Annotated in this window: 25 protein-coding genes; 6 read left to right on the forward strand and 19 right to left on the reverse strand. The window is 74.2% G+C overall.

What is annotated here, in order from left to right; translation table 11 throughout:
- Nucleotides 1–4: 4 nt before the first annotated feature.
- Genes ACIBTX_RS29960 through ACIBTX_RS29970 form a run of 3 tightly spaced genes read left to right on the forward strand, consistent with a single transcriptional unit; the run spans nucleotide 5 to nucleotide 4,408 of the window.
- Nucleotides 5–1,081 (forward strand): hypothetical protein, encoded by a 1,077-nt coding sequence (locus ACIBTX_RS29960; RefSeq protein WP_357122096.1) that lies wholly within the window; start codon nucleotides 5–7, stop codon nucleotides 1,079–1,081.
- Complete coding sequence (locus tag ACIBTX_RS29965; RefSeq protein ID WP_357122093.1) at nucleotides 1,074–3,749, forward strand: FtsK/SpoIIIE domain-containing protein; 2,676 nt, start codon at nucleotides 1,074–1,076, stop codon at nucleotides 3,747–3,749. Before ACIBTX_RS29960 ends, ACIBTX_RS29965 begins: the two co-directional genes overlap by 8 nt.
- Nucleotides 3,746–4,408: a hypothetical protein gene (locus ACIBTX_RS29970; protein ID WP_357122090.1), complete on the forward strand. Its 663-nt coding sequence runs from the start codon at nucleotides 3,746–3,748 to the stop codon at nucleotides 4,406–4,408. The genes ACIBTX_RS29965 and ACIBTX_RS29970 overlap by 4 nt, the downstream gene beginning before the upstream one ends.
- 95 nt (nucleotides 4,409–4,503) lie before the next feature.
- Here ACIBTX_RS29970 and ACIBTX_RS29975 read toward each other — a convergent pair whose 3' ends face one another.
- Together ACIBTX_RS29975 and ACIBTX_RS29980 are read right to left on the reverse strand one after the other, a co-directional pair.
- Nucleotides 4,504–5,805: a JmjC domain-containing protein gene (locus ACIBTX_RS29975; RefSeq protein WP_357122087.1), complete on the reverse strand. Its 1,302-nt coding sequence runs from the start codon at nucleotides 5,803–5,805 to the stop codon at nucleotides 4,504–4,506.
- Between the two features lie 9 nt (nucleotides 5,806–5,814).
- Nucleotides 5,815–6,120, reverse strand: coding sequence for a hypothetical protein (locus ACIBTX_RS29980; RefSeq protein WP_334629546.1), 306 nt, complete (start codon nucleotides 6,118–6,120; stop codon nucleotides 5,815–5,817).
- Between the two features lie 157 nt (nucleotides 6,121–6,277).
- Between ACIBTX_RS29980 and ACIBTX_RS29985 the strand changes: the two genes are divergently transcribed.
- Nucleotides 6,278–7,051, forward strand: a complete 774-nt coding sequence (locus tag ACIBTX_RS29985; protein WP_357122083.1) for a DUF72 domain-containing protein — start codon at nucleotides 6,278–6,280, stop codon at nucleotides 7,049–7,051.
- Nucleotides 7,052–7,058: 7 nt separating this feature from the next.
- On the opposite strand, the gene ACIBTX_RS29990 is transcribed toward ACIBTX_RS29985, so the two are convergent.
- From ACIBTX_RS29990 to ACIBTX_RS30035, 10 genes are all read right to left on the reverse strand, one after another.
- Nucleotides 7,059–7,487, reverse strand: a complete 429-nt coding sequence (locus ACIBTX_RS29990; protein WP_357122080.1) for a DUF2267 domain-containing protein — start codon at nucleotides 7,485–7,487, stop codon at nucleotides 7,059–7,061.
- Nucleotides 7,480–7,665, reverse strand: a complete 186-nt coding sequence (locus ACIBTX_RS29995; RefSeq protein WP_357122077.1) for a hypothetical protein — start codon at nucleotides 7,663–7,665, stop codon at nucleotides 7,480–7,482. Before ACIBTX_RS29995 ends, ACIBTX_RS29990 begins: the two co-directional genes overlap by 8 nt.
- 271 nt (nucleotides 7,666–7,936) lie before the next feature.
- Nucleotides 7,937–8,806, reverse strand: a complete 870-nt coding sequence (locus ACIBTX_RS30000; protein ID WP_357122074.1) for a DUF72 domain-containing protein — start codon at nucleotides 8,804–8,806, stop codon at nucleotides 7,937–7,939.
- A gap of 48 nt (nucleotides 8,807–8,854) precedes the next feature.
- Nucleotides 8,855–9,253, reverse strand: a complete 399-nt coding sequence (locus ACIBTX_RS30005) for a TraR/DksA C4-type zinc finger protein (RefSeq protein ID WP_355052436.1) — start codon at nucleotides 9,251–9,253, stop codon at nucleotides 8,855–8,857.
- Nucleotides 9,254–9,404: 151 nt separating this feature from the next.
- Nucleotides 9,405–10,052, reverse strand: a complete 648-nt coding sequence (locus ACIBTX_RS30010) for a uridine kinase (RefSeq protein WP_357122071.1) — start codon at nucleotides 10,050–10,052, stop codon at nucleotides 9,405–9,407.
- Nucleotides 10,053–10,096: 44 nt separating this feature from the next.
- Nucleotides 10,097–10,702: a winged helix-turn-helix domain-containing protein gene (locus tag ACIBTX_RS30015; RefSeq protein WP_357122068.1), complete on the reverse strand. Its 606-nt coding sequence runs from the start codon at nucleotides 10,700–10,702 to the stop codon at nucleotides 10,097–10,099.
- A 258-nt stretch (nucleotides 10,703–10,960) separates the two neighbouring features.
- Nucleotides 10,961–11,527, reverse strand: coding sequence for a winged helix-turn-helix domain-containing protein (locus ACIBTX_RS30020; protein ID WP_357122065.1), 567 nt, complete (start codon nucleotides 11,525–11,527; stop codon nucleotides 10,961–10,963).
- Between the two features lie 49 nt (nucleotides 11,528–11,576).
- Nucleotides 11,577–12,065 (reverse strand): rhodanese-like domain-containing protein, encoded by a 489-nt coding sequence (locus tag ACIBTX_RS30025; protein ID WP_357122062.1) that lies wholly within the window; start codon nucleotides 12,063–12,065, stop codon nucleotides 11,577–11,579.
- A gap of 37 nt (nucleotides 12,066–12,102) precedes the next feature.
- On the reverse strand, nucleotides 12,103–12,558 hold the full coding sequence (locus tag ACIBTX_RS30030; protein WP_396833304.1) for a cysteine dioxygenase: 456 nt from the start codon (nucleotides 12,556–12,558) through the stop codon (nucleotides 12,103–12,105).
- A 114-nt stretch (nucleotides 12,559–12,672) separates the two neighbouring features.
- Nucleotides 12,673–13,050 (reverse strand): signal peptidase I, encoded by a 378-nt coding sequence (locus ACIBTX_RS30035; protein WP_357122056.1) that lies wholly within the window; start codon nucleotides 13,048–13,050, stop codon nucleotides 12,673–12,675.
- A 146-nt stretch (nucleotides 13,051–13,196) separates the two neighbouring features.
- Here ACIBTX_RS30035 and ACIBTX_RS30040 point away from each other — a divergent pair, with 146 nt between their 5' ends.
- Both ACIBTX_RS30040 and ACIBTX_RS30045 read left to right on the forward strand, forming a co-directional pair.
- Complete coding sequence (locus ACIBTX_RS30040; RefSeq protein WP_357122053.1) at nucleotides 13,197–13,589, forward strand: ankyrin repeat domain-containing protein; 393 nt, start codon at nucleotides 13,197–13,199, stop codon at nucleotides 13,587–13,589.
- A gap of 15 nt (nucleotides 13,590–13,604) precedes the next feature.
- Nucleotides 13,605–14,555 (forward strand): DUF3500 domain-containing protein, encoded by a 951-nt coding sequence (locus tag ACIBTX_RS30045; protein ID WP_396833306.1) that lies wholly within the window; start codon nucleotides 13,605–13,607, stop codon nucleotides 14,553–14,555.
- Nucleotides 14,556–15,046: 491 nt separating this feature from the next.
- Here ACIBTX_RS30045 and ACIBTX_RS30050 read toward each other — a convergent pair whose 3' ends face one another.
- From ACIBTX_RS30050 to ACIBTX_RS30080, 7 genes are all read right to left on the reverse strand, one after another.
- Nucleotides 15,047–15,805 (reverse strand): methyltransferase domain-containing protein, encoded by a 759-nt coding sequence (locus ACIBTX_RS30050; RefSeq protein WP_396833307.1) that lies wholly within the window; start codon nucleotides 15,803–15,805, stop codon nucleotides 15,047–15,049.
- A 148-nt stretch (nucleotides 15,806–15,953) separates the two neighbouring features.
- Nucleotides 15,954–16,445, reverse strand: coding sequence for a DUF2231 domain-containing protein (locus tag ACIBTX_RS30055; protein ID WP_357122045.1), 492 nt, complete (start codon nucleotides 16,443–16,445; stop codon nucleotides 15,954–15,956).
- A gap of 128 nt (nucleotides 16,446–16,573) precedes the next feature.
- The gene (locus ACIBTX_RS30060) at nucleotides 16,574–17,314 is read right to left on the reverse strand and encodes a GAF and ANTAR domain-containing protein (protein WP_357122043.1); all 741 of its coding nucleotides are present in this window, start codon (nucleotides 17,312–17,314) and stop codon (nucleotides 16,574–16,576) included.
- A 178-nt stretch (nucleotides 17,315–17,492) separates the two neighbouring features.
- A complete protein-coding gene (gene secA2 / locus ACIBTX_RS30065; protein ID WP_357175493.1) occupies nucleotides 17,493–19,784 on the reverse strand; it encodes an accessory Sec system translocase SecA2 in 2,292 nt (763 codons plus the stop codon).
- 77 nt (nucleotides 19,785–19,861) lie between these two features.
- The gene (locus ACIBTX_RS30070) at nucleotides 19,862–21,628 is read right to left on the reverse strand and encodes an ABC transporter ATP-binding protein (RefSeq protein ID WP_396833308.1); all 1,767 of its coding nucleotides are present in this window, start codon (nucleotides 21,626–21,628) and stop codon (nucleotides 19,862–19,864) included.
- Nucleotides 21,629–21,669: 41 nt separating this feature from the next.
- Nucleotides 21,670–22,758, reverse strand: a complete 1,089-nt coding sequence (locus tag ACIBTX_RS30075) for a zinc-binding dehydrogenase (protein ID WP_396833309.1) — start codon at nucleotides 22,756–22,758, stop codon at nucleotides 21,670–21,672.
- Nucleotides 22,751–23,761, reverse strand: a complete 1,011-nt coding sequence (locus tag ACIBTX_RS30080; protein WP_357397772.1) for a Gfo/Idh/MocA family oxidoreductase — start codon at nucleotides 23,759–23,761, stop codon at nucleotides 22,751–22,753. Before ACIBTX_RS30080 ends, ACIBTX_RS30075 begins: the two co-directional genes overlap by 8 nt.
- Nucleotides 23,762–23,805: the final 44 nt, after the last annotated feature.

Consider the following 23,805-nt stretch of genomic DNA (forward strand, 5'->3'; position numbering starts at 1 on the left):
CGGCATGTCCATCATCGAGGACATCGGCGGCCAGGTCCGCGCGGCCAGCGAGGAGTTCCCGGTGGGTCTGCTCGGTCAGGCCCTGGAGAAGTTCGGCCTGGCCGCCGAGCGGCTGCGCTGGGTCCGCCAGGAGTCGGCCAACCCCATGGGCGTGCCCGAGCTGTCCGCCGCCACCGAGCACGCCGAGAGCGCGAACTACGCGCTTCGGGTGGCGCAGGAGCAGCTGTCGGCGTACCTGGTCGCGATCGGGCTGGCCGCCGACGGCGCCCCACCGCCCCGGCCGCAGCAGCGCGACCAGCGCCACGACGAGGCGCCGTCGGACGGGCCCACCACCGTGGCCCCGGAGCGGCCCGAGCAGGTACGGATGCGTCGCTGGTGGTCCGTCCGGGTGGCGGAGCTGACCGGCGGGCACGAGACCGACGCGGACGAGCCCGACGAGCGGCTACGCGACTCACAGGAGCTGCTGCGCCGGGTCGTGGGCGGCGTACGCGCCGGTGACCGTGACCGACTGCGGACCGAGCTGCGCCGCGCGTCGGCCGACGTGGGCCTCGGCATGGCGGCGCTCGCGCCCCCGTTGCTGCGCGAGCTGGCCGGTGAGCTGCTGGGGCATCCGCCCCGCGCCAGCGACCTCGGCCGGCTGCGCGGGGAGCTGGACGGCCGGGTGCGGGACCTGCTGCCCGGGCTGCCACCGCCGGTGCTGGAGACGCTGCTGACCCGGGTCTGCCGGATGCCGCCGCCCCGCTCGTCCGGGGAGCCGCCGCACGCCGCCGACTCGGCCGTGGCCGCCGGGGTGACGGCCGGGCTGCTGCTCGCCCGGCTGGGCCGGGACCTGCCCACGGGAGCGCCGCAGGCCGCCGCCGAGCCGGACGCGGGCCCGACTCCACGCCGCGACGACAAGCGCGCCGGCATCCCACGCTCCGGCGGTCGACCCGACAGCGGCGCGAGCCCACGCCCGAACGTCCCGCGCGCCGGCGGTCGGCCTTCCGGCGCGGCGGGTGGGCAGGCGTCGGGTGGGGTCGTACCGCCGCGCACGGGCAGCCCGTGGCGGGACGCGCCGGCTCGCCGGGGCTCCGATGGCTGACCGGCGCGGGCAGCTCGCCACCCGGGTCCGGGACTCCCTCGCCGAGGCGCTGGGCGCCACCCGTACCCGGCTGTCGGCCGCGCAGGCCGACCTGAGCGCCGGGCGCGAGCGGCTCGCCCGGGTCCGCCGGGCCGCCGCCGCCGTACCCGAGCGGGTGGGCGGTCAACGCGACCGCCGCCTCGCCGAGATCGACGCCCGGCACGCCACCCGCATCGCGGAGCTGGCCCGCCACGCCGCCGACGCCGCCCGCCAGGAGGCGCCCGGCTGCGCCGGCGCGGACTGGCCGGGCTGGACCCCCACGCCCCTGCGCCGGGCCGAGCCACCCGGCGCGCTGCGGGTCGGTACGGTCCGGCTCGACGACGTCGAGCCGGTACCCGCGCTGGTGCCGCTGCTCGACGCCGGGCACGTCCACCTGTCGGGCGACGACCGCGCCGGCTGCGACGCCGTGGTGTCCGCGCTGCTGCTGCGGGCCGTCGGTCGCGCCGACCCCGGTGGGGTACGACTGATCGGGTACGACCCGGAGCACCTCGGCGGGGGCCTGGCTGGGTTCGCGCCGCTGGGCACGGCGGGGCTGCTCACCTTCGTCGGCCCCGGCGGACTGGGCCCGCTCCTGGACGACCTGGTCGAGCAGATCCGGCGGATCAACGAGACGGTGCTGGCCGGCGAGTACGGGTCCCTGCGGGAGCTGGCCTCGGCGACCGGCCGCCGCCCCGAGCCGTGGCGGGTCGCGGTGCTGCTCGGCGGCGACGAGTTGAACCGGCACGAGCGCGGGCAGCTCGACCGGGTGGTCCGTGCCGGCGCGGCCTGCGGGGTGCACCTGGTGGTCCGTGGCGGGTCACTGCCCGACGACCCGACGGTGACCCGGGTGGTGGCGGACGCGTCGGGCGCCCGGATCGGCGGCCCGTCGGGCCTCTCGGTCCGGCTGGACCCACCGCCGCCGGCGACGCTGGTCACCGAGACCTGCCGCGAGGTCGCCGCCCAGATGAACGCCGGCCCACCGCCGACGCCGTTCGGCGACCTGTTGCCGCCGCCCGAGCTGATGTGGCGGGAGAACTCGGCGGACGGCCTGACCGTGCCGATCGGCGAGGGACCGCAGGGTCGACCGGTCCGCCTGACGCTCGCCGACTATCCGCCGCACGCCCTCATCGGAGGGCCGTCCGGCACCGGCAAGACGAACCTGATCTTCGCGTGGATCGGCGCGCTGGCGGCCCGCTACTCCCCCGCCGAGCTGGAGTTCTATCTGCTGGACTTCAAGGAGGGCGTGTCCTTCGCCCGGTTCGCGCAGGGCCGGCGTGACCCGAGCTGGCTGCCGCACATGCGCCTGGTCGGGATCAACGTCAACACCGACCGGGAGTTCGGGCTGGCGCTGCTGCGTTTTCTCGCCGAGGAGCTGCGGCGGCGGGCCGACGCGGCCAAGAAACACGAGGTCACCAAGCTCGCCGAGTTGCGCGCGGTGGACCCGACCGGGCACTGGCCGCGGATCGTCGCGGTGGTCGACGAGTTCCAGATGCTGCTGGCCGGCCGTGACGTGGTGGCCCGGGAGGCGGCCGACCTGCTGGAGGACCTGGCCCGCCGCGGCCGGTCGCAGGGCATCCACCTGGTGCTCGCCTCCCAGGACGTCCGGGGCATCGAGGCGCTGTGGGGGCGTCCCGCGCTGGTGGCGCAGTTCGCCCTGCGGATCGCGCTGCCCAAGGCGTTGCGGATCCTCGCCGAACGAAACGACGCGGCGCAGTCGCTGCCACGCTGGCACGCGGTGGTCAACGCCGAGTCGGGCATGGTCGAGGGCAACGAGGTCGCCCGGATCCCGGCTGCCAGCGACTGGGAGACGTGGAGCGGCCTGCAGCACCGCCTGTGGCGGATGCGCCCGCCGGACGCGGCCCCGGCCCGGCTCTTCGACGGTGACGCGATCCCCCGGCTCACCGAGGCCCCCGACTTCCGGGCCCTCGAAGCCCCGGCGGACGGCCGCTCCCCGCGCAACCCGGTGGCCCTGCTCGGCGAGATCATCGACGTGCAGGCGCGTTCGGCGGCGCTGCGGCTGCCCCGCGCGCCCGGACGCAACCTGGCGGTGCTCGGCACGCGGGTGGACGAGGCGTGCGCGGTGCTGGACGCGGCGGCCCGGTCACTGGCCCGCCAGCACCCGCCGGGCACCGCCCGCTTCTCCATCGCCTGCCTCGACCCGGACGCCGACGGCATCGCCCGCACGCTCTACGACGACCTGGCCGACGACGCCGCCTGGTACGACGAGGAGACCGTCGGCGAGTTGATGACCGAGACGGCCGACGGGTTGTCCGGCGCCGGCAGCCCGCACTACCTGCTGCTGTTCGCGGTCGACGCGGCGGCCGGCGCCCTCGCGGCGCGGACGGGCCGGCGCACGGGCCTGGAGCAGTTGCGCCGGATCCTGCACGACGGGCCGGAGCGGCGTACCCACGTGCTGGCCTGGTGGCGGGGCGTGGCGCGGATGCGCGCCGACCTGGGTGGTCCCGCCGCCCGCACCGACCAGATCGGGGCCTGGGTGGCGTTGGACGCGCACGGCGGTGAGCTGGGCGCGTCGCTCTATCCGGGCACCGGCGGCCCGGACTGGTATCCCCGCCCGTGGCGTGGGCTCTTCTTCGACCGGGCCGTGCACCGCACCGGCCACGTGATCATCCCCTATGGACCGTCGCGATGAACGAGCCGGTGGCGAGTGAGACGTACACGGCGCAGCTACGACGGCTCGCCGAGCTGACCGCTCGGGTGCGCGAGCAGCGCGCCGAGGCGCACACCTGGTACGAGCGGCAGTGCGCGGCGGCCGAACGCGCGGTCGACGAGGCCGTCGCCGAGGTGCGGCGTGCCGAGCAGGAGCTGGTCGACGCCCGGGAGGAGCAGGAACGGGTGGACGCCGAGGTGGCGCACCTGTGGCAGCAGGCCCGTGCCCGGCTGGGCGCCCGTCGCATCGGCGGACCGCCCGTGCCGGCCAACGGCGGTGCCCCGGCCGACCCGGCGTTGCTCCTCGGCCGGGTTCGTGACCTGCTCAACCGGGCCGGGCAGCCGGGTGAGCTGCCGGGCTCGGTCAACCCGTTGCTGGCGCTGTGCGGGGTGGGCGGCGCGGTGCTCGGGTACGCGCTGGGCGTCGCCGCGCGGGCGCTCGGCGTCGGGTACGGCGGCGACCTGGCGGTCGGCATGCCGGTGCTGGCGCTGGTGGTGACGCTGTTCGGGCCACTGATGGGGCTCGTGCCGGCGCGGGCGCTGGCCGATCGCCGGCACGCGATGCTCGGCCCCCAACCGATCATGGTGGTACTCGGCACCGGCCTGGTAACAACGGTGCTGCTCCTGACCCTAGGCCGCTGACCGCCCGCCCCCTTCTTCTCCGGTTGATCAAGAGGTTCGCGTCATCAATCCGGCGTGTCGTGACGCGAACCTCTTGATCAACCGCGGGGACAGGGTCAGGCCGGCACCAGGACGGCCTCGCGCAGGAGGCGGCGGGCCAGGGTGACCCGGTCGGCGTCGTCCGGGAGGCCGGGTAGGTCACCGACCCGGGTCGCGGCCCCGCTCAGCAGGGCGCGGGTGGCTGGCTCGCAGTCGGCGGGCAGCGTGATCGTGCGGTCGAACAGCCGTAGCGCCACCTGGCCGTCCCCGTGCGGCAGGAGCTGCCAGCGCAGGCCGGGTCGCAGGGTGAGCCGGGAGTCGGCGTCCAGCGCGGCCAGCGCGCCGGCCTGGGCGAGTGGACGGATCGGCGCTGGGCGGGCCGCCGGCCAGGCGCGCTGGCGCAGCCGCGCGGCGACCGCGCCCGGGTCGGCCCGCAGCAGCCAGTCGCGCAGCGCCTCCACCGTTTCGGTCAGCTCCGGCTCGATGGCGTCCGGGTCGGCGACGTCGGTGCCGAACGGCAGGCTGGCCCGTAGCCGCTGGTCCTCGGCGGCCAGCGCGAGCAGTTCCTCGACGAGCGCGTAGCGGGTCAACGCGCGGATGCCCACGGTCAGGTGCAGCGAGCTGGCCTCCTGCGCCTGGGCGCTGTGCAGCCACCCGCGCGGCAGGTAGAGGGCGTCGCCGGGCGCGAGCACCACATCCAGCGCGGCGGGACCCTGAGCGGTGGCGCCGACCTCGTCGGCGCGGCCGCCCCACGGCTGCTTCTCCAGCGGGTCGGGCAGCACCGGCGGGTGGATCCGCCAGTGCTTGCGGCCGTCCACCTGCAGTACGAACACGTCGTGGGTGTCGTAGTGGGTGGCGAAGCCCTGGCTACCCGCCGGGGTGAGGTAGGCGTTGACCTGCAACGGCTGACGCAGCGCGAGGCCCAGGTCGCGGGCGAAGTCCACCAGCGGCGGCCAGATCCGGTGCAGGCCCTGCAACACCAGGGTGGCACCCCCGGCGTACTGCTCGAGGATCCGCTCGTCGAGCACCTGGTCGCCGATCTCGGCGCCGGCCCCGCCGCCGCCGGTCCAGCGGGCCGCCGGCACGAGCTGTCCGTCCTTGGCGACGCGCAGGAAAGGGGTACGCAGACCGCGCCGGCTGAGCAGCTCGTCGGCGTCGTCCGGGCTGAACAGGTCGGTGAACCCGGACGGGTCGGGCAGCTCGGCGGCGCGGGACAGCAGCGGGGTGTGGCCCCAGTGCGCGGCGGCGAACTTGGCGGGCTCGACCGAGACGCAACGCGCCAGCGCGGCGACGGCGCTCGCCGCGGCGGGTACGCCGTCGGGGGCCACGGACGGAACCGCCGGGCGGCCGTGGCCGCCCGGCGGGTCGAGGTACGTCATGGCGTGCCGCTACCGGGCGCTGCCGTCGGCGCCACCGTCCTGGTGACCCGGGGTCGCGCCACCGTCGGCCGGACCCTCCGCGCCACCGTCGGCGCCACCGTCCTGGTGACCCGGAGTCGCGCCACCGTCGGCCGGACCCTCCGCGCCACCATCGGCGCCACCGTCCTGGTGACCCGGAGTCGCGCCACCGTCGGCCGGACCCTCCGCGCCACCGTCCGCGCCACCGTCCTGGTGACCCGGAGTCGCACCGCCATCGGCCGGACCCTCCAGGCCGCCGCCGCCCGTGGTCTGCATGTCATCGTCGTTGAGTGCCATCGGTACTCCCTCGGGTGTGCCGCCCCGCCGTACGCCGGGGTCCGTCGTGCTGCGGGTGGTACCCCACGCGCGATCTTCTCTAACCCACACCGTAGACGCCGAACCGGGACGACACGGTCGGTTCGCGGGCGGCGGCGGAGAGTGCCAGGATGAGGCGGTGATCCTGGTGGGCACGTCGGGCTGGCAGTACCGGGACTGGCGGGGCCGCTACTACCCGCAGGGGATGCCGCAGCGCCTCTGGTTGGAGCACTTCGCGTCGGGCTTCGCCACCGTCGAGGTCAACAACGCGTTCTACCGGCTGCCCGAACGCGAGACGTTCGCGGCGTGGCGGGAACGGACCCCGGCGGACTTCTGCGTGGCGGTGAAGATGAGCCGCTACCTCACCCACATCAAACGTCTGCGGGAGCCGGCCGAGCCGGTGGCGCGGTTCCTCGGCCGGGCCACCGCCCTCGGCGACCGACTCGGCCCGGTGCTGCTGCAACTGCCACCGAACCTGCGGGCGGACGTCGCCGCGCTCGACGCGACGCTGCGGCTGTTCCCGCGGGACGTGCGGGTGGCGGTGGAGCCCCGGCACCCGTCGTGGTGGACCGACGCCACCCGAGCGGTCCTGGAACGGCGGCAGGCGGCGCTGGTCTGGGCGGATCGTCTCGGTCGACCGGTGGCCCCGCGCTGGCGGACCACCGACTTCGGGTACCTGCGGCTGCACGAGGGGCGGGCCCGACCGTGGCCGCACTACGGGCGGACGGCGCTCGGCTCGTGGGTCCGCCGGCTCACCGACGAGTTCGACGCGGACGAGCCGGCGTACGTCTATTTCAACAACGACCCCGGCGGCGCGGCGGTCACCGACGCCGTCGCGTTCGCGGCGCTGGCCCGCGGGGCCGGCCACCCGGTGTCCCGGGTGCCGTCCCCGCCGGACAGCGCCGCTCGATAGGCCGGTCTCAGGGCAGCATCATGGCGAGGTCCTTGGGCATGGTGTCCTTCACGTCCTGCCACTCGCCCTGGGTGACGTGCCGACGCAGGGTGTCGAGCACCACCTGCGTCACCCGCTCCGCGCCGCCCTCGGCGTCGTACGGGAAGCCCTGGCGGACCTCGTAGAGGAAGTCGTCGCGGTTGAGCTTGATCGGCACGTCGGACGGGTTCCAACCGTCGAAGTAGATCCCCCGGACCAGCACGGGCAACTGCTGGGCGAACTCGACGCTCTCGCCGACCGCCAACCGGTCCCGCAGCAGGTGCAGCACCGTGCGCAGCGCCGCGTACGACTGGTTGCGCCGCTCCTTCGGCCACCCGTAGGCGTCCTCGATGTCCTTGAGGATCAGGTTGGTCTTGTCCAGCGAACTCTCGAACGCGGAGATCATCGCGTCAGGCATCGGTCGACCCCCGTTCCGTGGCCTCCCAGCGTCGCTCGTCGGTACGTCGCGGCGGCCCCACGGGACCGCGCCGGGCGCGTACCGGGCTGCCCTGGGGGGCACGTCGGGCGTTGCCCGCCGTGCCGACCACGTGCAGGACGGCACCACGCCGTCGATCCGTCACCAGTCGAACCGTCATCCCCCGTCACCTCCGTGTCGTCTCCGGCCGTCGGGCGGCCGTCACCACCGTGCCCACCCTGCCCGGCGAGCGGGTGAGCCCACCCCACCCGGATCGGGTGAGACGCGGGGGTTCAAGCGCTGGACCGCGCTCGTCCATGATCTGCACAACTTCGGGGATGTTGCTGCTTCAAGCCGTCGTGAGGCAGCAACATCCCCGAAAGTGCTGCCCACCGATCGGGGCGTCCGCCTCGCCGACTCCCCAGGCGGCGCATTGGGCCAGCGCGAAGGTTTTACCTGTTCAGTAAGCCAATGAGTGTCGTCGCGTTGGTCTGCGCGTAGTCGCGGTAGCAGTTGTTCATGAGGACGTGCGTCTGGCCGGCGGAGTCGGCCAGCTCGCGCAGCTTCGGCGCCCAGTCCTTGAGCTCCCGCTTGGAGTAGTGGTAGCCGAACTTCTCGTGGATGTCCTTGCTGGTCCACTTGTCGCTGTGGCCGTGAAAGCGCATCACGGCCAGGTCACCGGTGGCGGCCAGCACCGGGGGCACCGACGAGCGGTGACCCTGCGGCATGTCCACGCAGACGTACGACAGGTCGTGCTCGCGCAGGAACGACAACGTCTCGTCGGCGTTGTCGCCGTCGAACCAGGAGGCGTGCCGAAACTCGTAGACCGGTAGCAGCGGGGCGCAGCGCTTCGCCACCTCCAGCAGGTACTGCTTGTTGGCCCGCTTGATCGTGAACCAGGGCGGGAACTGGAACAGCAACGCGCCCAGCTTGCCCGCCTCGACGAGGGGGTCCAGCGCCGACAAAAAGCGTGTCCACACCTCCTCGTACGCCTGCGCGGGCAGGTCGTCGGGGTAGACGTTCTTCTTCTCGGTCTCCGGCCGCAGGTCCTTGTAGAGCGCGCTGACCTTTGTGGGATGGCCGGTGAGCAGGCTGAACGCCTTGATGTTGAACGTGAACCCGGCCGGCGTGCGGTCGACCCAGAGCCGCGCGGTCGACTCGGCCGGCGGCGAGTAGTAGGTCGCGTCCACTTCGACCAGCGGGAACTGCCGGGCGTAGTACGCGAGGCGTTTCTCGGGGTTGTCCGCCGTCTGGGGATACCAGCCCGAGTCGAGCAGCGTGCGGTCGGTCCAGGACGCGGTGCCCACCAGAATGTCACCCATGGATGGAGTCCATCGTGTCGCGGACCGACCGGCAACCGCTGCCGTCGCTCAGGCCGCCCGCCGTTCGCGGGTCTGCTTGCAGGTGACACAGGTGGTGGCGGCCGGGAAGATCTCCAGCCGCTCGACCGGGATCGCCGCCTTGCAGCCCTCGCACCAGCCGTACGTGCCCTCGGCGAGGCGGCCCAGCGCGTGCTCGTACTGGGCGCGTCGGTCGAGGATCGTCCGCAGGAGGGACTGGGCGGTGTCCCGCTCGGCCGTCTTGGTGCCGCTGTCGGCCTGGTCGTCGCCGGCGGTGTCGCCGACCTCCACCAGACGCAGCACCTGACTCTGCAGGACGGCCTGGTCGTACTCCGCCGTCAGGTCGTCGTAGCGCGCCTGCAGGGACTGCCTGATCTGGTCGATCTCCGTCTGGGAGCGGCCGGTGTCGACCGTGTCGTGGACGAGCATCGCTGCCTGCCTTTCCTGGCCTGTGGTTCCGGTGAACCGGGTCCGGCGGCGTGGCGCCCCGGGTAGCGGTCGCATGCGGTACGCGGGCGATCACCCACGCTCTGTGAGCCGGGCGAGTACCCGCCGGACACGGCCCGCAAACGAGCCAATTTCAGCCCTCGCCGGGCGCCTCGACGAGCGCGGGATGGCGGGGGTCGTCGGCGCGTACGACCACGTCGGCGAAGCTGGCGGGAACCACCTCGTCGGCGTAACGGTCGAAGGCCGGCAGGGTCCACCCCCGGGCCGGATCGGTGCGGCGGCGCAGGGCCGCCGTGGACACCTGAAGGTGGACGGTCACGTCGAACGGCAGCGCTCCGCCGAGCAGGAGCGCGCCGCTGACCAGGACCACGCCGCCCGGCGGCAGGTCGACGTACGCGGCGCGGCTGGCCCGGTCGGCGACCGGGTCCCACAGCGACGGCAGCACCCGCCCGTCGCCGCCGGGGCCGGCCGGGTCGAGCACCTCACGGCGCAGGCCGGCCTCGTCGAGCCAGCCCTCGTAGTAGGCGTCCGGGTTGGTGCGGCCGAGTTCGAAGCGCAGCGACGCGGGGCGGAGGAAGTCGTCGGCGCGTACGTGCAGGACCGGACGACCCCGGGCTCGCAGCGGGTCGACCAGCGCGGCGGCCAGCTCGTCCGGGCCGGCGGCGGGAGCGCCGTCGACGGCGACGCGCAGCCGGGCGGGCTCGACGGTGGCCGAGGCGTCGGCGAGGCGGCCGGTCAGTTCGGCGACGAGCAGGTCGGGCGAGATGGGACGGATGCGCACCGGTCCATCCTGCCCCGCCCGGGAGCGGCGAGCGGTGGTGGCGGTCAGCCGGTGCGGTCGACGGTGACCCGCGCGTCGTCGGCCAACCGGTAACCCACGCCGTAGACCGTGGTGACCAGGGGCACGTCGACGCCGACCTTGCCGCGCAGCCGGCGCACGTGCACGTCGACGGTGCGAACCCCGGCGTGCTCGTAGCCCCACACGGCGTTGAGCAGTTGCAGCCGGGTGAAGACGCGGCGGGGGTGTGCGACGAGGTGCAGCAGCAGGTCGAACTCCAACCGGGTCAGGGGCAGCGGCTCGTCGTCGCGCAGCACCGACCGGGACGACGCGAGGATGTGCAGGGCGGGAATCGTCGGGGTGAGGGCCCGCACGGGTGACCGGTTGGCCGGCACACCGTCGGCGCGGCGCTCCGCCGGAGCGGAGCTGGTGACCACGCCCTCGCCACGTTCGAGCAGCTCACGCGCGGCTTCGAGCAACCGCAGGGCCGGCGGCGTCAGCGACTCCTCGCAGGTCAGCGGGATGGACAGCGTCACGGTGAGCACGGGCGCGGCGGTGTTCGCCGGGCGGCGTTGACCGCCGGGAGGTCGACCGGGCACCGCGGGTTGGGACGTATGCCATCCGGCGCGCGACGAGGCGGGGCTGACCGACATGGTCCTCCTTGGGCTGGTCCGGGTATCTCCCCACGGCCCGGGACGCCGCTTCATCGATGCTTCCCGGCGTCCGGGCGAGGGTCAAGAGGCGGCTGCGTTGCATGAATGTGACAATTGACGAACGCATCGGAGCCAGACGCTCGCTCTGCGTACGAAGCCAGATGATTACAGCAGAGCCACCCGGATACCCCGTTACGGGGGTCCCCGTCCTGTTCACCATGCGGATACCGCCGCGCCCCGGCCGGCCAGCCGGCCCGCTCAGCGGGTGTGGTCCACGCTGATCCGCGCCTCGTCGCCGAGGCGGTAACCCACCCCGTAGACGGTGGTGACCACCTCCGCGCCGTCGAGCTTGGCGCGCAGCCGCCGGACGTGCACGTCCACGGTCCGGGCCACCGCGTGCTCGTATCCCCAGACGTTCGAGAGCAACTGCAGGCGGGTGAAGACCCGGTGCGGGCGCTCGGCGAGAAAGAGCAGCAGGTCGTACTCGATGCGGGTGAGGGCGACCACCCGGTCGCCGTGCCGGACGGTCCGCGAGCCGGCCAGGATGCGGACGTCGGCGGTGTCGGCCACCGCGGACGCCTCGACGACGGTGGGGCGCGCGAGCGGTCGCGGCGTCTGCGGTACGTCGTCGGCGGGGCCCAGCCGACCCTCGCCGGCCTCGGCCAGCTCGCCGAGCAACTGCACCAGCCGGGCCAGCCGGGGGCTCATCGGCCCGGGGGCCAGGTCGAGGGTGATGGTGAGGGTGGGTCCGGTGCGCGGGCGGCCGACGGCCCGTCCCGGGTGACCCGGCGAGTAGGGACGGGTGGGGATCGCGACGACGGACATCATGCCTCCTGATGGCGGTACGCCCGCCACGCCCGGTGCGGCGTGGGGGTCAGCGGCGCGCCCAGCCGGCGGTGACCGGGGACGCGAGGGGGGTTGCGCGGTGCAGGGGGGTCGGGCCGAGCGCCGGTAGGCCGGCGATGCGCCAGGCGGCGAACCCGCCGTCGACGTCGGTGGCCCGGCGCAGGCCGATGTCCTGCAACGCGGCGGCGGCCAGTGACGAGGTGTAGCCCTCCTGGCAGAGGATCACCACCGGCACGTCGTAGTCGACGGCTTCGGGCAGCCGGGCCGGGCAGCGCGGGTCGAAGCGCCACTCCAGCACGTTGCGCTCGATGGCGAGCGCGCCGGGCACGACGCCGTGCGCGGCGCGTTGGGCCGCCGGCCGGATGTCGACCAGCAGGGCCCCGGCCCGGTACGCCAGGTGCGCCCGCTCCGGGTCCAGCCGGTCGAGCCGGGCACGCGCGGCCGCCAGGATCTCGTCGATGCCACGGGAGCCCGGCGGGGGCACGGGCGCCGGACACTGCTCGGCGGTGAGCTGCATTATCGAATCCTTCCGGGAACGAGAGGGTCGGGTCGATTCACCAGGACCGGCCGGCCTCGGCGACCTCGGCGGCGCGCAGCCGACCGTCCAGGAGGTCGTAGCGGGTCATCCGGCGCAACGCCGGCCGGTAGACGTGCACGCTGACCGCCGGGTCCGCGCCGCGGTTGGTGACCCGGTGGACGTGGTGGGCGCCGAAACGACGGCCGGCGCCAACGGGCAGCACGCGGGGCAGCAGCCGTCCCCGGCTCACCGTCTCCTCGGTGAGGGCGCCGGCCACCACCCGGAACGCGCCGGCGGAGCCGCCGTGGTCGTGCAGGTCGGTGCCCTGGCCGGGCAGCCAGCTCAGCGCCCACACCTCGTGGTCGTCGACGGTGGCGAGCCGGGCGTACCAGCGTTCGCCGGGATCGAAGCGCAGCGGGACCGGCCAGCCGGCCGGGTCGGCCCAGCGGGCGGCGACGGCGAGCAGGTCGGCGGCCGGACGATCGTGGGTCATCGGTGGTTCCTCGCGGGTCGGTGCGTGGGGTGCCCCCGTACTCTAGACGGCAAAGCCTATAGGTTTAGTAGGTAATTCCACATGTCGAGATGACCCGTGCGGTGGCCGGCCTGATCAGCGCAGGACCGGCGGCTCCACCCGGTAGCCGGGCAGCGACGGCCAGCGGACGGTCAGCACCACCGAAGCCCGCTCCGCGTACCAGGAGTGGTCCACTCCCCGCCCCCACACCACGTAGTCGCCGGGGGCGGCCAACCGGACCGTCCGGTCCGGCAACTCCACCCGGAAGCATCCGTTGACGAGCACCAGCAGGGTCGTGCGGCGCTCATTGGTCGCCCACCGCGAGCGGGTCTCCCCAGGCGGGTGCACACCCCACTTCACCTCGACGTCGGTGCTGTGCCGGATCTCGCCCGGCGGCGCGAAGTGCCCGAGCAGCCAGCCGCCGTCGCCGACCCCGTCGACGCCCGCGTTACCCACGTAGACCGTCTCACCCATCGGACCTCCCCCACGTGCCGGCCGAGCAACCTATCAGGGCTCCGGCGGCCAGGGCCGTTTCACCAGGGCGGCCGCGCCTTGCCGGATCGCCGCCCGGACCCGCCGCAGGCCGGGCGGTTCTGCTGAAACGGCCCTAATCTGGACCGGTGACCGACGACCTCGACGCCGCGACCCTGGCGTTCGCGCACCGGATGTTCGACCTGGCCCGCGCGGGTGCCACCGAGGAACTGGCCGCCCAGGTCGACGCCGGGCTGCCGGTCAACCTGACCAACGACAAGGGCGACACCCTGCTGATCCTGGCCGCCTACCACTCCCACCCCGACACGGTGGCCGCGCTGCTGGCTCGCGGCGCGGACCACACCCGCACCAACGACCGGGGTCAGAGCGCCCTCGCCGCCGCGGTCTTTCGCAGCGCCGCCGACGCGGTCCGCGCGCTCCTCGCCGCCGGGGCCGACCCGGCGTACGGCAATCCCTCGGCGCTCGAGACCGCGCAGTTCTTCGACCTGCCGGAGATGGTGCGGCTGCTGCGGGCCGACTGACGGTATACAGGGGCGGTGGAAGATCCTCTGCCCGAACAGATGCGTGCCGCCGGCAGCGCCCTGCTGACCGCGCTCGACCCCGCGACCCGCGTCGCCGCCGTGTACCCGTTCGACGACGAGCCGGCCCGGCGCTGGCTCGAGTACCGGCCGCGCCCCCGCCCCGGCGTCTGCCTCGCCGACCTGGACGTCGCCGGGCGCAAGGCCGCGCACCGACTGCTGGCCACCGCGCTCAGCCCGTCGGCGTACGCCCAGGCCATGGCGATCATCGCGCTGGAGGAGGTCCTGGACCGGGCCGAGGGGTGGCGTCGCGGGCGGCACAGCGGCGACTACTGGATCGCCGTCTTCGGCGACCCGGCGCGCGACGACCGCTGGGCGTGGCGGCTCGAAGGGCACCACCTGTCGGTGACCATGACCGTCGTGGACGACCAGGTCTCCCCCGCGCCGGTCTTCTTCGGCGCCAACCCGGCCGCGGTGCGGTACGCCGGGCGGCCCGTCTCCCGACCGCTCGGGGTGGAGGAGGATCTGGGCCGCGCCCTGCTGGACGCGCTGGGCCCCGCCGGACGGGCCGCCGCGATCATCGCCGACGAGGCCCCGACGGACATCATCAGCGCCACTCGCCCCCGGGTCGACGGGCCACTCGAACCCCTCGGCGTACCGGCCGACCGACTCGGCCCCACCGGCCGGGCGCTGCTCGACCAGATCGTCGCGCTCTACCTGGACCGGCTACCGACCGAACTGGCCGTACGCGAGGCGACCCGCCTCGCCGGCGGCCCGCTGCACTTCGCCTGGGCCGGGCCGACCAACCCGGGGCAGCGCCACTACTACCGGGTGCAGGGCGACGACCTGCTGATCGAGTACGACAACACCAGCGACGACGGCAACCACGCGCACACCGTGCTCCGCCGCCCCGCCAGCGACTTCGGCGCCGACATCCTGGCCGCCCACCACACCTCCCACCCCCACTAACCCGCCCGCCCCGCCCCGTCCGCCCCGCCCCGTCCGCCCCGCCCCGCCCCGCCCCGCCCCGCCCCGCCCCGCCCCGCCCCGCCCCGCCCCGCCCCGCCCCCGGCGATCATGGAGTTGTGGTGGGAACGAAGGGTGCGAGCGGGTGCATAACGCCCACCACAACTCCATGATCGGCAGGCCGCGGAGAGGCGCCGTCCCAGGCGATGCCGCAGCCCGCACTCGCACCCGCGCCTATCCCCGCCCCCGCCCCCTTTCTCGTCGATCTTGCGATTTCTGTGGCGACTAAAGGCGTCAATGGGGCAAAACGTCCACAGCAAGTGCAAGATCGGCGCGGGGTCGGGCGCGGGGTCGGGCGGGGGCACGCGGGGGCGGGCGAGGCGCGGAGGTCGGGGGCGCCGGGGCGCGCGGGGGCGGCCGGGGCGCGCGGAGTCGGGCAGGGCTCGGGGGTCGGGGCGCGGGGGCGGCCGGGGGCGCGGGGGCGGGGGGCGGGGTTAGGGGTGGGTTGCTTCGATGAGGAAGCGTTGGGCGTGGGCTACGAAGGGGCCCTGCTCGGCGATGCGGCGGTGCAGGGCTAGCAGGGGCGCGCGGTGGCGGTCCACATTGAAGCCCGGCACGGTCCAGACCACCTTGCGCAGGAACCAGACCACCGCGCCGATGTCGTGGAACGCCGCGCGCAGTGTGGCCCGGCGCAGGTCGACCACGCGCAGTCCCGCCGCCTCAGCGGAAGCGACCGCCTCCTCGGGGTGCCGGCCGTCCGGTGGTGGCAGCGGGCCGAGGATCGCCTCGCTCAGCTCCCGCATCGTGCCCGGCCCGATCTGCTGCGACAGGTACGTCCCGCCGGGGCGCAGCACCCGGGCCGTGTCCGCCCAGTCGGTGCGTACCGGGTGCCGGCTCACCACCAGGTCGAACGAGTCGTCGCCAAAGGGCAGCGCCGAGTCCGGCGCGACCGCCACCACCGTCGCGCCGAGCGGGCGCAGGTTCCGTCGTGCCACCAGGACGTTCGGTGGCCACGCCTCGGTGGCTACCAGCACCGTGGGCGGGTACGGGATCTCGGCAAGCACCTCGCCCCCGCCGGTGTCCACGTCCAGCGCCGCGTGGGCACGAGCCATCCGGTGGCCGATCAGCCGGGCGTATCCCCACGGTGGACGCTCTTCGGTGGCTCGGCCGGCCAGCCAGTCGAAACCCCACCCGTCGACGGGCGCGGCGGCGGCCTCCGCGATCAGGTCCTCGGCGGTATGCGCGTCAGTCACGGCGATCAGCCTCGCCGGCACGCCACCCGAGCGGCAATCCATATACCCGGCGCTTGATCGACTCGCGTTCCTGGAAGCCGTCCTGTCACCGAGCCGCCGACGCCCCGTCTTTCCGGAAACCGAGTCGATCACGCAAAGACCGAGTCGGTCAGGGGCGGGGGCGGACGACCTCGACCGTGCCACCGGCGAGGGTGTCCAGGCTGCCGGTCTCGACGCGGCCCCCGTCGAACTGGCGCATCAGCCGCGCGCCCAGGTACACGCCGACCCCGCCGGCCGCCAGCGCCACCAGCTCGGTGAACAGGATCGCGGCCGTCGCACCACGATCCGGCGAGTGGGCGCGGACCAGGCTGGTGATCAGGAACAGCCCCGCCATGGCGGCGTTCACCAGGTTGAAGGCGATGGCGGTACGGCGGGTGCCGTCGACCGGCACGTCCCACAGGTCGACCATGCCCGCGATGGCCGTCATGGCGGCGGCGAAGAGGGCGGCGACGCCGGTCCAGTAGCCGACCTCGCCGAGGAAGACCGGCCCGCCGGCGACGTCGGTGAGGTCGAAGACCGTGGCGCTGACGAAGAGCCCGAGCGGGAACGTCACCAACATCGGTTGGATGGGGTGCCCCTGCACCCGCAGCCGGCTCTGCATCGGTCCTCCCCAGGGTCAGGCCCAGTCCACCAGTACCAGGGTGCTACCCGAGCGCCCGAGAGGTGAAACGACGCCGCCCGACTCGCCGCCGACCGGGAGAACGGGCATCCACCCGTGCCGGTCGACGGTCAGCTCTCGCGGGGGCGGGAGACCGTCCGCACGAGGCGTTCGGCGACCTCGCGCAGCGGTATGTTCAGCGACGAGGCGGCGGTACGCAGCACGTCCAGGGCCTCGGCAGCCGGGCACCCCCGCTGCGTCATGATCACCCCGATCGCCTGGCCGACGACACCCTCGTGCAGGAGCGAGGCGTCCCGCTCACCCGCGAGCGCCTGCTGGCGGCCCCGGTCCCGGACGGCGGCCAGCAGCAGGCCGGCGTGTTCGGCGAGCAGCATCGCGGTGAGTTGGTGCTGTGGGGTGAGCACGTCAGGCGCGGCGGCGTACAGGTTGATCGCCCCGATCACCTGGTCGTCGATGTCCACCGGCGCGGAGATCACCCCCCGGACGCCGAGGTCACGGGCGCGCGGCGTCCAGGCCGGCCACCGTGGCTCGCCGGCCAGGTCGACCGCGAGGATCATCTCGCGGCGTCGGATCGCGGTCATGGCCGGCGTGTCGGGCCCGTGGCGCAGGTCGTCGAGGCCGGCCATCCGATCGTCGGAGGCGGCGAGGCTGGCCGGCTCGCCGGCGCGCAGCGCGGTGAACCCACACCAGCGCACCCCGGCCACCGCGTCCCGGGTGACCCGGACCAGCGCCAGCAGCGCCTCATCGAAATCGGTCAAGCCGATCAGGCCGGCGGTCAGCTCCCGCAACAGCGCGGCTGTCTCCAGCACACCGAGTCGTTCGACCACCGGTTCCCGCGTGTCCAGGTTCACCGTCGCACTGCCCTCGTACGCCCCCGCGCCCATCCCGCTGACGTCGTCACGTGTGCCATCGTCTGCTCTCTTCCGCCTTGACCGACCCGCCCTACTACCCTCGCAAACCGGGATCGAAACGGCGCACGCAGGGGTCTCTGCCCTACCCGGAGGTACGGCAGAGACCCCGCGAGCCAGGTCAGCGCGACGCGCTGCTGAGCCGGCGCCCGATCGAGGCGATCAGCCGGTCGAGCTCGGAGCCGAACGGGTTGTCGTGCACCAGGTACGTCCAGGTGGCGGTCGGCCGGACCAGGGTGCCGTCCTCGGGCTCCCAATCCTCATCGAATTCGGTCTCGTTGAACGTGGCAATGGTGCGCGCCTCGATCTCCGGGACGAGGTTGTTGAACGCCGGCACCGCGGCCCGGTGGAACTCGTCCAGCGGGTCGAGCCGCCCCAGCGCCCGCAGGTGTACGCCCTCGCGGACCTCGGACAGCTCGGCGAGGTGCTCGGCCCAGAGCCGGTCCAGGTGGAAGAGCGCGATCGAGCGGCCCGCCCGGGCGAGCAGGTCCTCGTCCATCTCGCCGGCCTTCTCGGGCTCCTTGTCCAGCAGCATCAGGGCGGCCACGTCGCTGGTCAGCAGGCGCTCGCGGCGGGCGGCCAGGGCGATGCGCTGCTGCTCGATCACCACGCTGTAGCGCCAGGTGTTGCGGTGGATCTCGTGGTTGACGCCCTCGGCGACCCGCTGGGCGTGCTCGACCGCGTAGTCGACCTGCTCGTCGGTGACCAGGCCGTCCGCGTTCATCCGCGGCGACGGGGGCACCGCGTCGGCGGCGTGCCGGACGACCAGGTCGTCCTCCAGGCTGACGAAGAAGACCGAGCCGCCCGGGTCGCCCTGCCGGCCGGCGCGGCCCCGCAGCTGGTCGTCGACGCGGCGGCTGTCGTGCCGACCGCTGCCGATCACGTAGAGGCCACCCAGCTCGGCCACCCGGTCCCGGTCGGCCTGGTCGCTGCCGCCGAGGCGGATGTCGACGCCCCGGCCGGCCATCTGGGTGGAGACCGTCACCGCGCCGTACGCGCCGGCCTCGGCGATGATCGCCGCTTCCTCGTCGTCGTTCTTGGCGTTCAGCACCACGCAGGACACGCCGGCCGCGTTGAGCCCGGCGGCCAGCGCCTCGGACTCCTTGACGTCCAGGGTGCCGACGAGCACCGGCCGCCCGGCGTCGTGGCAGCGGCGGATCTCGTCGATCAGCGCCTCGTCCTTCTCGGCGCGGGTGGCGTAGATCCGGTCCTGCTCGTCCTCGCGGACGCACGGCGTGTTCGGCGGGATCACCGCGACCTCGAGGTTGAAGAACTCCCGCAACTGGTCGCCGACCAGCACCGCGGTGGCGGTCATGCCGCACACCTTCGGGTAGAGCGCGATGAACGCCTGCACCGCGATGGTGCCGAGCACCTCACCCTCGGCGGTGGCGTCCAGCCCTTCCTTGGCCTCGACCGCCGCCTGGAGCCCGTCGGGCCAGCGGCGGCGCTGGGCCACCCGGCCGCGCATCTCGTCGATCAGCTCGACCGAGCCGTCCCGGACGATGTAGTCCACGTCACGGTGCAGCAGGGTCTGGGCGTGCAGCGCCACGTGGACCGCGGAGAGCTGCTCGACGTGCTCCTCGTCGTACAGGTCGATGCCGAGCTTGGCCTCGACGGCGGCCAGGCCGGCGGAGGTGAACGCCACGCTGCGCCCGTCCTCGGCGATCGTGTAGTGCCGACCCTTGCGCAGGCCGCGCACCAGCGCGGCGGCGGCGTGTACCGGGTCCTGCTCGCCCGGCACCGCGCCGGCGAGCACCATCGGCACCCGGGCCTCGTCGATCATGATCGAGTCGGCCTCGTCGATGATCGCCGTGGTCAGCACCGGCTGCACGCGGTCTTCCACGTCGGTGACGAGCTGGTCGCGCAGGTAGTCGAAGCCCGCCTCGCTGACCGAGATGTAGGTGACGTCGCAGGAGTACGCGTCGCGCCGCTCCTGGGGCGTGGACGCCTCGTTGACCCAGCCGACGGTCAGGCCGAGCAGCGTGTAGACGGGCTCCATCCACTGGGCGTCCCGGCGGGCCAGGTAGTCGTTGACGGTGAGCACGTGCACCGGACCGTTGCCGAGCCGGACGTGCCCGTACGCGGCGATGGTGGCGGTCAGCGTCTTGCCCTCACCGGTGGCCATCTCGGCGACCTTGCCGGAGAGCAGCGCCATCGCGCCGAGCAGCTGCACGTCGTACGGCCGCTGGTCGAGGCCCCGGCGGGCGGCCTCGCGGCCGACCGCGCAGATCTCCTCGTAGCCGGTGGCGGCACCGGCGGCCTCGGTCAACTCGGCGTCGTCAAGCGCCGCGAGGTCGTCCTCGCGCGCCTCGATCGCCGGCAGCAGCTTTTCCAGCGGAGCAAGATCCACGGTTGATCCCGGGCGCTGGAGGAAACGCCGGAACTTGCTCTTGAACCGTTGCGACACACCCATGAGCGGCAACGGTACGCGATTCTGGCCCGACACGGGCGGCCCGGCCGCCCGGCAAGTTTGGTCCCGCCGGGGCGCGGTCAGGCGACCAGCAGTTGGTGGGTGGCCAACTCCCGGTAGAGCGGGTCGGTGGCGGTCAGTTCGGCATGGGTGCCCACGGCCACCACCCGGCCGCCGTCGAGGACGACGATCTGGTCGGCGTCCACCACGGTGGCGAGTCGGTGCGCCACGATCAGCAGCGTACGGCGCACGGCCACCGCGTCGATGGCGCGGCGCAGCGCGGCCTCGTTGCGCGCGTCGAGGTTGCTGGTCGGCTCGTCGAGCAGCAGCACCGGCGGGCCGGCCAGCAGGGCCCTACCGATGGCCAGCCGCTGCCGCTCACCCCCGGAGAGCAGCACCCCGCCCTCCCCCACCTGCACGTCGAGGCCCTGCGGGGTGCGCTGGGCCAGGTGGGTGAGGTTGACCTCGTCCAGGACCTCGCGCAACCGGTCGTCCGTCGCGTCAGGGGCGGTGATCAGCAGGTTCTCGCGCAGCGTGCCGGCGAGCACCGGCGCCTCCTGCTCCACGTAGCCGAGCCGGGCCCGCAGCGCGTCGCGGGGCAGCTCCCGCACGTCCACACCGTCGACCCGGACCGCGCCGGCGCTCACCTCGTAGAAGCGCTCGACCAGGGCCAGCAGCGTCGACTTGCCGGCCCCCGACGGGCCGACCAGGGCGGTACGGGTGCCGGTCGGCACCGCGAAGCTGACGCCGTGCAGCACCGACGCGCCGCCCGGGTAGCCGAACCCGACCCGGTCGAACTCGATCATGGGTGCGGCCCGGCGCGGGGTCGTCGTCGCGGGCCCGGCCGTCGGTCGGTCCGCCGCACCCTCCGCCGGCACGTCCAGGATCTCCTCGATCCGCTGCAACGCGCCCAGACCGGACTGCAACTGGGTGTACGCGCGCAGCACCTGACCCAGCGGCAGCGCCAGGAGGAACAGGTACATGACGAAGGCGACCAGATCGCCGACGGAGATCGCCCCGGCGGCGACCCGCGCCCCGCCGATGCCGAGCACGAGCAGGAACGCCCCCTGCACGGTGACCGAGCCGATCGGGCCGATCAGCGCCTGCACCCGGGCCACCCGCAACCCCGCCCCGTACGCCTCACGGGCGCTGACCGCGACGGTGTCCGCCTCCCGCGCCTCGGCCCGGCTGGCCCGGATGGTCCGGGCCGCCGAGATCGCCCGCTCCACCGCCGAGGTCATCTCGCCGACCCGCTCCTGGGCTGCGCGGGCCAACGCCCGGACCCGCCGGGCGAAGGTCGCCGCGAAGCCCAGCCCGAGGCCCACCCCGAGCAGGGTGACGCCGAACAGCAGCGGGTCGAGCAGCACCATCGCGGTGCCCGCCCCGACCACCATCACCGCCCCGGTGACGGTCTCGAACAGCCCGGAGGTGACCACCGCCCGCAGCAGGGTGGTGTCCGAGCCCACCCGGGAGAGCAGGTCGCCGGTGCGCCGCTGGTCGTACTCGGCGATGGGCAGCCGCAGCAGGTGGGCCGCCAGCCGTCGCCGGGTGCCCAGCACCAGCCCTTCGGCGGTACGTTGCAGCAGGTAGTCGCGCAGGCCGCCGATCGCCGCGCCGAGCACCACGAGCCCCACCAGCACCGCCACCAGCCACCAGACCGGGTGCTCGCGGCCGATCCGGTCCAGAACCGACCGGGTGAGCAGCGGTTGGGCCAGTGCCGCCGCCGAACCGGCCAGCGACAGCACGCCCACCACGACGAGGGTGCCCCGATGCTCGCGCAGGTACGGCAGCAGGGCGCGTAGACCGACCGGACGGCTGTCGACCGGCGTGTCCGTCGAGGTGCTCATGGGGCGAACGGTAGCCGGCCCGCTCACCCCGCGACGGCTCCTCAGCCGGCCAGGACCACCTGTAGCTCCTGGCGGCGGCGCTCGGCCAGGTCGGTGAGCAGGGTGGGCGCCTCGTCGAACGGGACCACCGCCGAGACCAGGTGCTTGCGGATGACATCGCCGTACGTCCGCAGCAGGTCGACGGTCTCGGCGGAGAGCCGTTCCCGGTCCCAGGTCGGCGCGAGCCCGCGCGGTACCCGTCCGATCTGCGCGCAGCGCAGGGCCAGGCCGTTGTGGTGGAACTCCTCGCCGAGCCGGACCGCGTCCGCGCCGCCCTGGTAGAAGGCCAGGTCGATCACGGTGCCCTGCGGGCGCAGGAGCCGCAGCGCGAGGTGCAACGCCCACGCCTGTCCCCGGCACTGGAACACCACGTCGGCGCCCCGGTCGCCGGCGACGTGGGCCCACCGGGTCTTCAGCGCCACGGCGGGATCGTCCGCCTCCGGGTCGAGCGATTCCAGGCCGAGCGCGTCGGCGACCCGACGACGCTGCGGGGTCGGGTCGAGCACCACCACCGACGCGGCGCCGTGCCGGCGGGCCAGCAGGGCGGTCAGCAGGCCCACCACTCCGGCGCCGACCACCGCGACCCGCCGGCCGCGTACCCCGTCGCCGAGCGAGCGGACGTCCGCGCCGTGCAGGTCGGCGGCGGCGTGCAGCAGACCGTTCGCGCAGATCGGGCCCATGTGCGCGACGTAGACGCCGAGCAGCGGGTCCAGGTCGTCGGGCAGCGGCACGAACCGTTCGGCGACCGGGTCGGCCAGCCAGCCCGTGCGGTGCCCGTAGGTCATCGCGCCGACCGCGCCCATCGCCACCGCCGGGGTCGCGCTCTCCACCACCCGGCCCACCTGCATGTAACCCAGCCGGGTCACCGGGTACGAGGTGCTGGCCGCGCCGGGTTGGAAGAGCCCGAGGTCGGCGTTCCAGGTGACGTTCAGGTAGGGGTTCGTGCCCTTGACGTAGCTCAGCTCGGTGCCGGCGGAGACGCCGCTGAACAGCGTCTCGACGCGGAACGTGCCGGGCCGCAGCGGCGCGGCCTCCTGCTCGACGATCTCCACCCGACCGGGGGCGGTGACGGCGACGACCCGATCACGCATCGACGGTCACCCCGGTGCTCAGGGCGCCCGAATCGGCGGGCGTGGTGAGTCGGATCGTCCGGCCACCGCGGGCCGAGTCGGCCACCGCGAGGGCCAGCCGCTGGGTCTTCAACGCCTCGGCGTACGGGACCCGCACGTCGTCGCCGACACCGCGGACGGCGTCGACGAACGCGCGGTCCACCGCCACCCGGGCGGCCTCCGGATCGGCCGGGACGTGCCGTTCGCCGTCGGCGTCACGGATCAGCAGGCCGTCCTCGCCCAGCGACAGGGCCAACCCGTCGGCGAGGATCTCCAGGCCGGCGCGGTGCTTCCAGCCGAGCACGCAGGCGGCGCTGAGCGTGCCGACCGCGCCGCTGGCGAAGCGCAGCGTGGCGGTGGTCACCGAGTCGATGTCGGCGCCGTCGACGGGCGGTGGCGTGCCGTCGCCGTACGCGGTGACCTCGGTCACCTCGCCGGCCAGCACCCGGATCAGGTCCAGCACGTGGGCGGCCTGCTCGACGACCGGGCCGCCGGACCGGTCGCGCCGCGACCACCAGGCGACCGGCGGCACCTTGTCCAGCCAGGCGCCGCTGACCATCCGAACCGGACGGTCGGCGAGCAGCTCACGGGCCGTGTCGAGCACGCTCAGGTAACGCCAGTGGTGCCCGACGGCGGTGCGCAGTCCACGCCGGGCGACGAGGTCGGCGATGCGTTCGGCGGTGCCCAGGTCGACGGCGACGGGCTTCTCCACGAACATCGGCACCCCGGCGTCGATCACCGCCTCCTCGGCCGGGCCGTGCGCGAAGGGCGGCACGCAGACGTACACCGCGTCGGGGCCGGCGGCCAGCAGCTCGGCCACGTCGGTGAAGGTCCGCGAATCGTGCCGCGCGGCCAGCGCGGCCGCCGCCTCCGGAACCACGTCGGTGACCCCGACGATCTCGACGTCGTCGAATCCGGACAGCACCCGCGCATGACGCTGCGCCACTCCCCCGGCACCGACCAGGCCCACCCGACAGCTGACCATTCGACAACCTCTTCCGAGAACGTTTCGGCTCCGTCGGGAGCAGT

Origin of the sequence: Micromonospora sp. NPDC049359 (assembly GCF_044466585.1) — a bacterium.
Lineage (GTDB): Bacteria > Actinomycetota > Actinomycetes > Mycobacteriales > Micromonosporaceae > Micromonospora.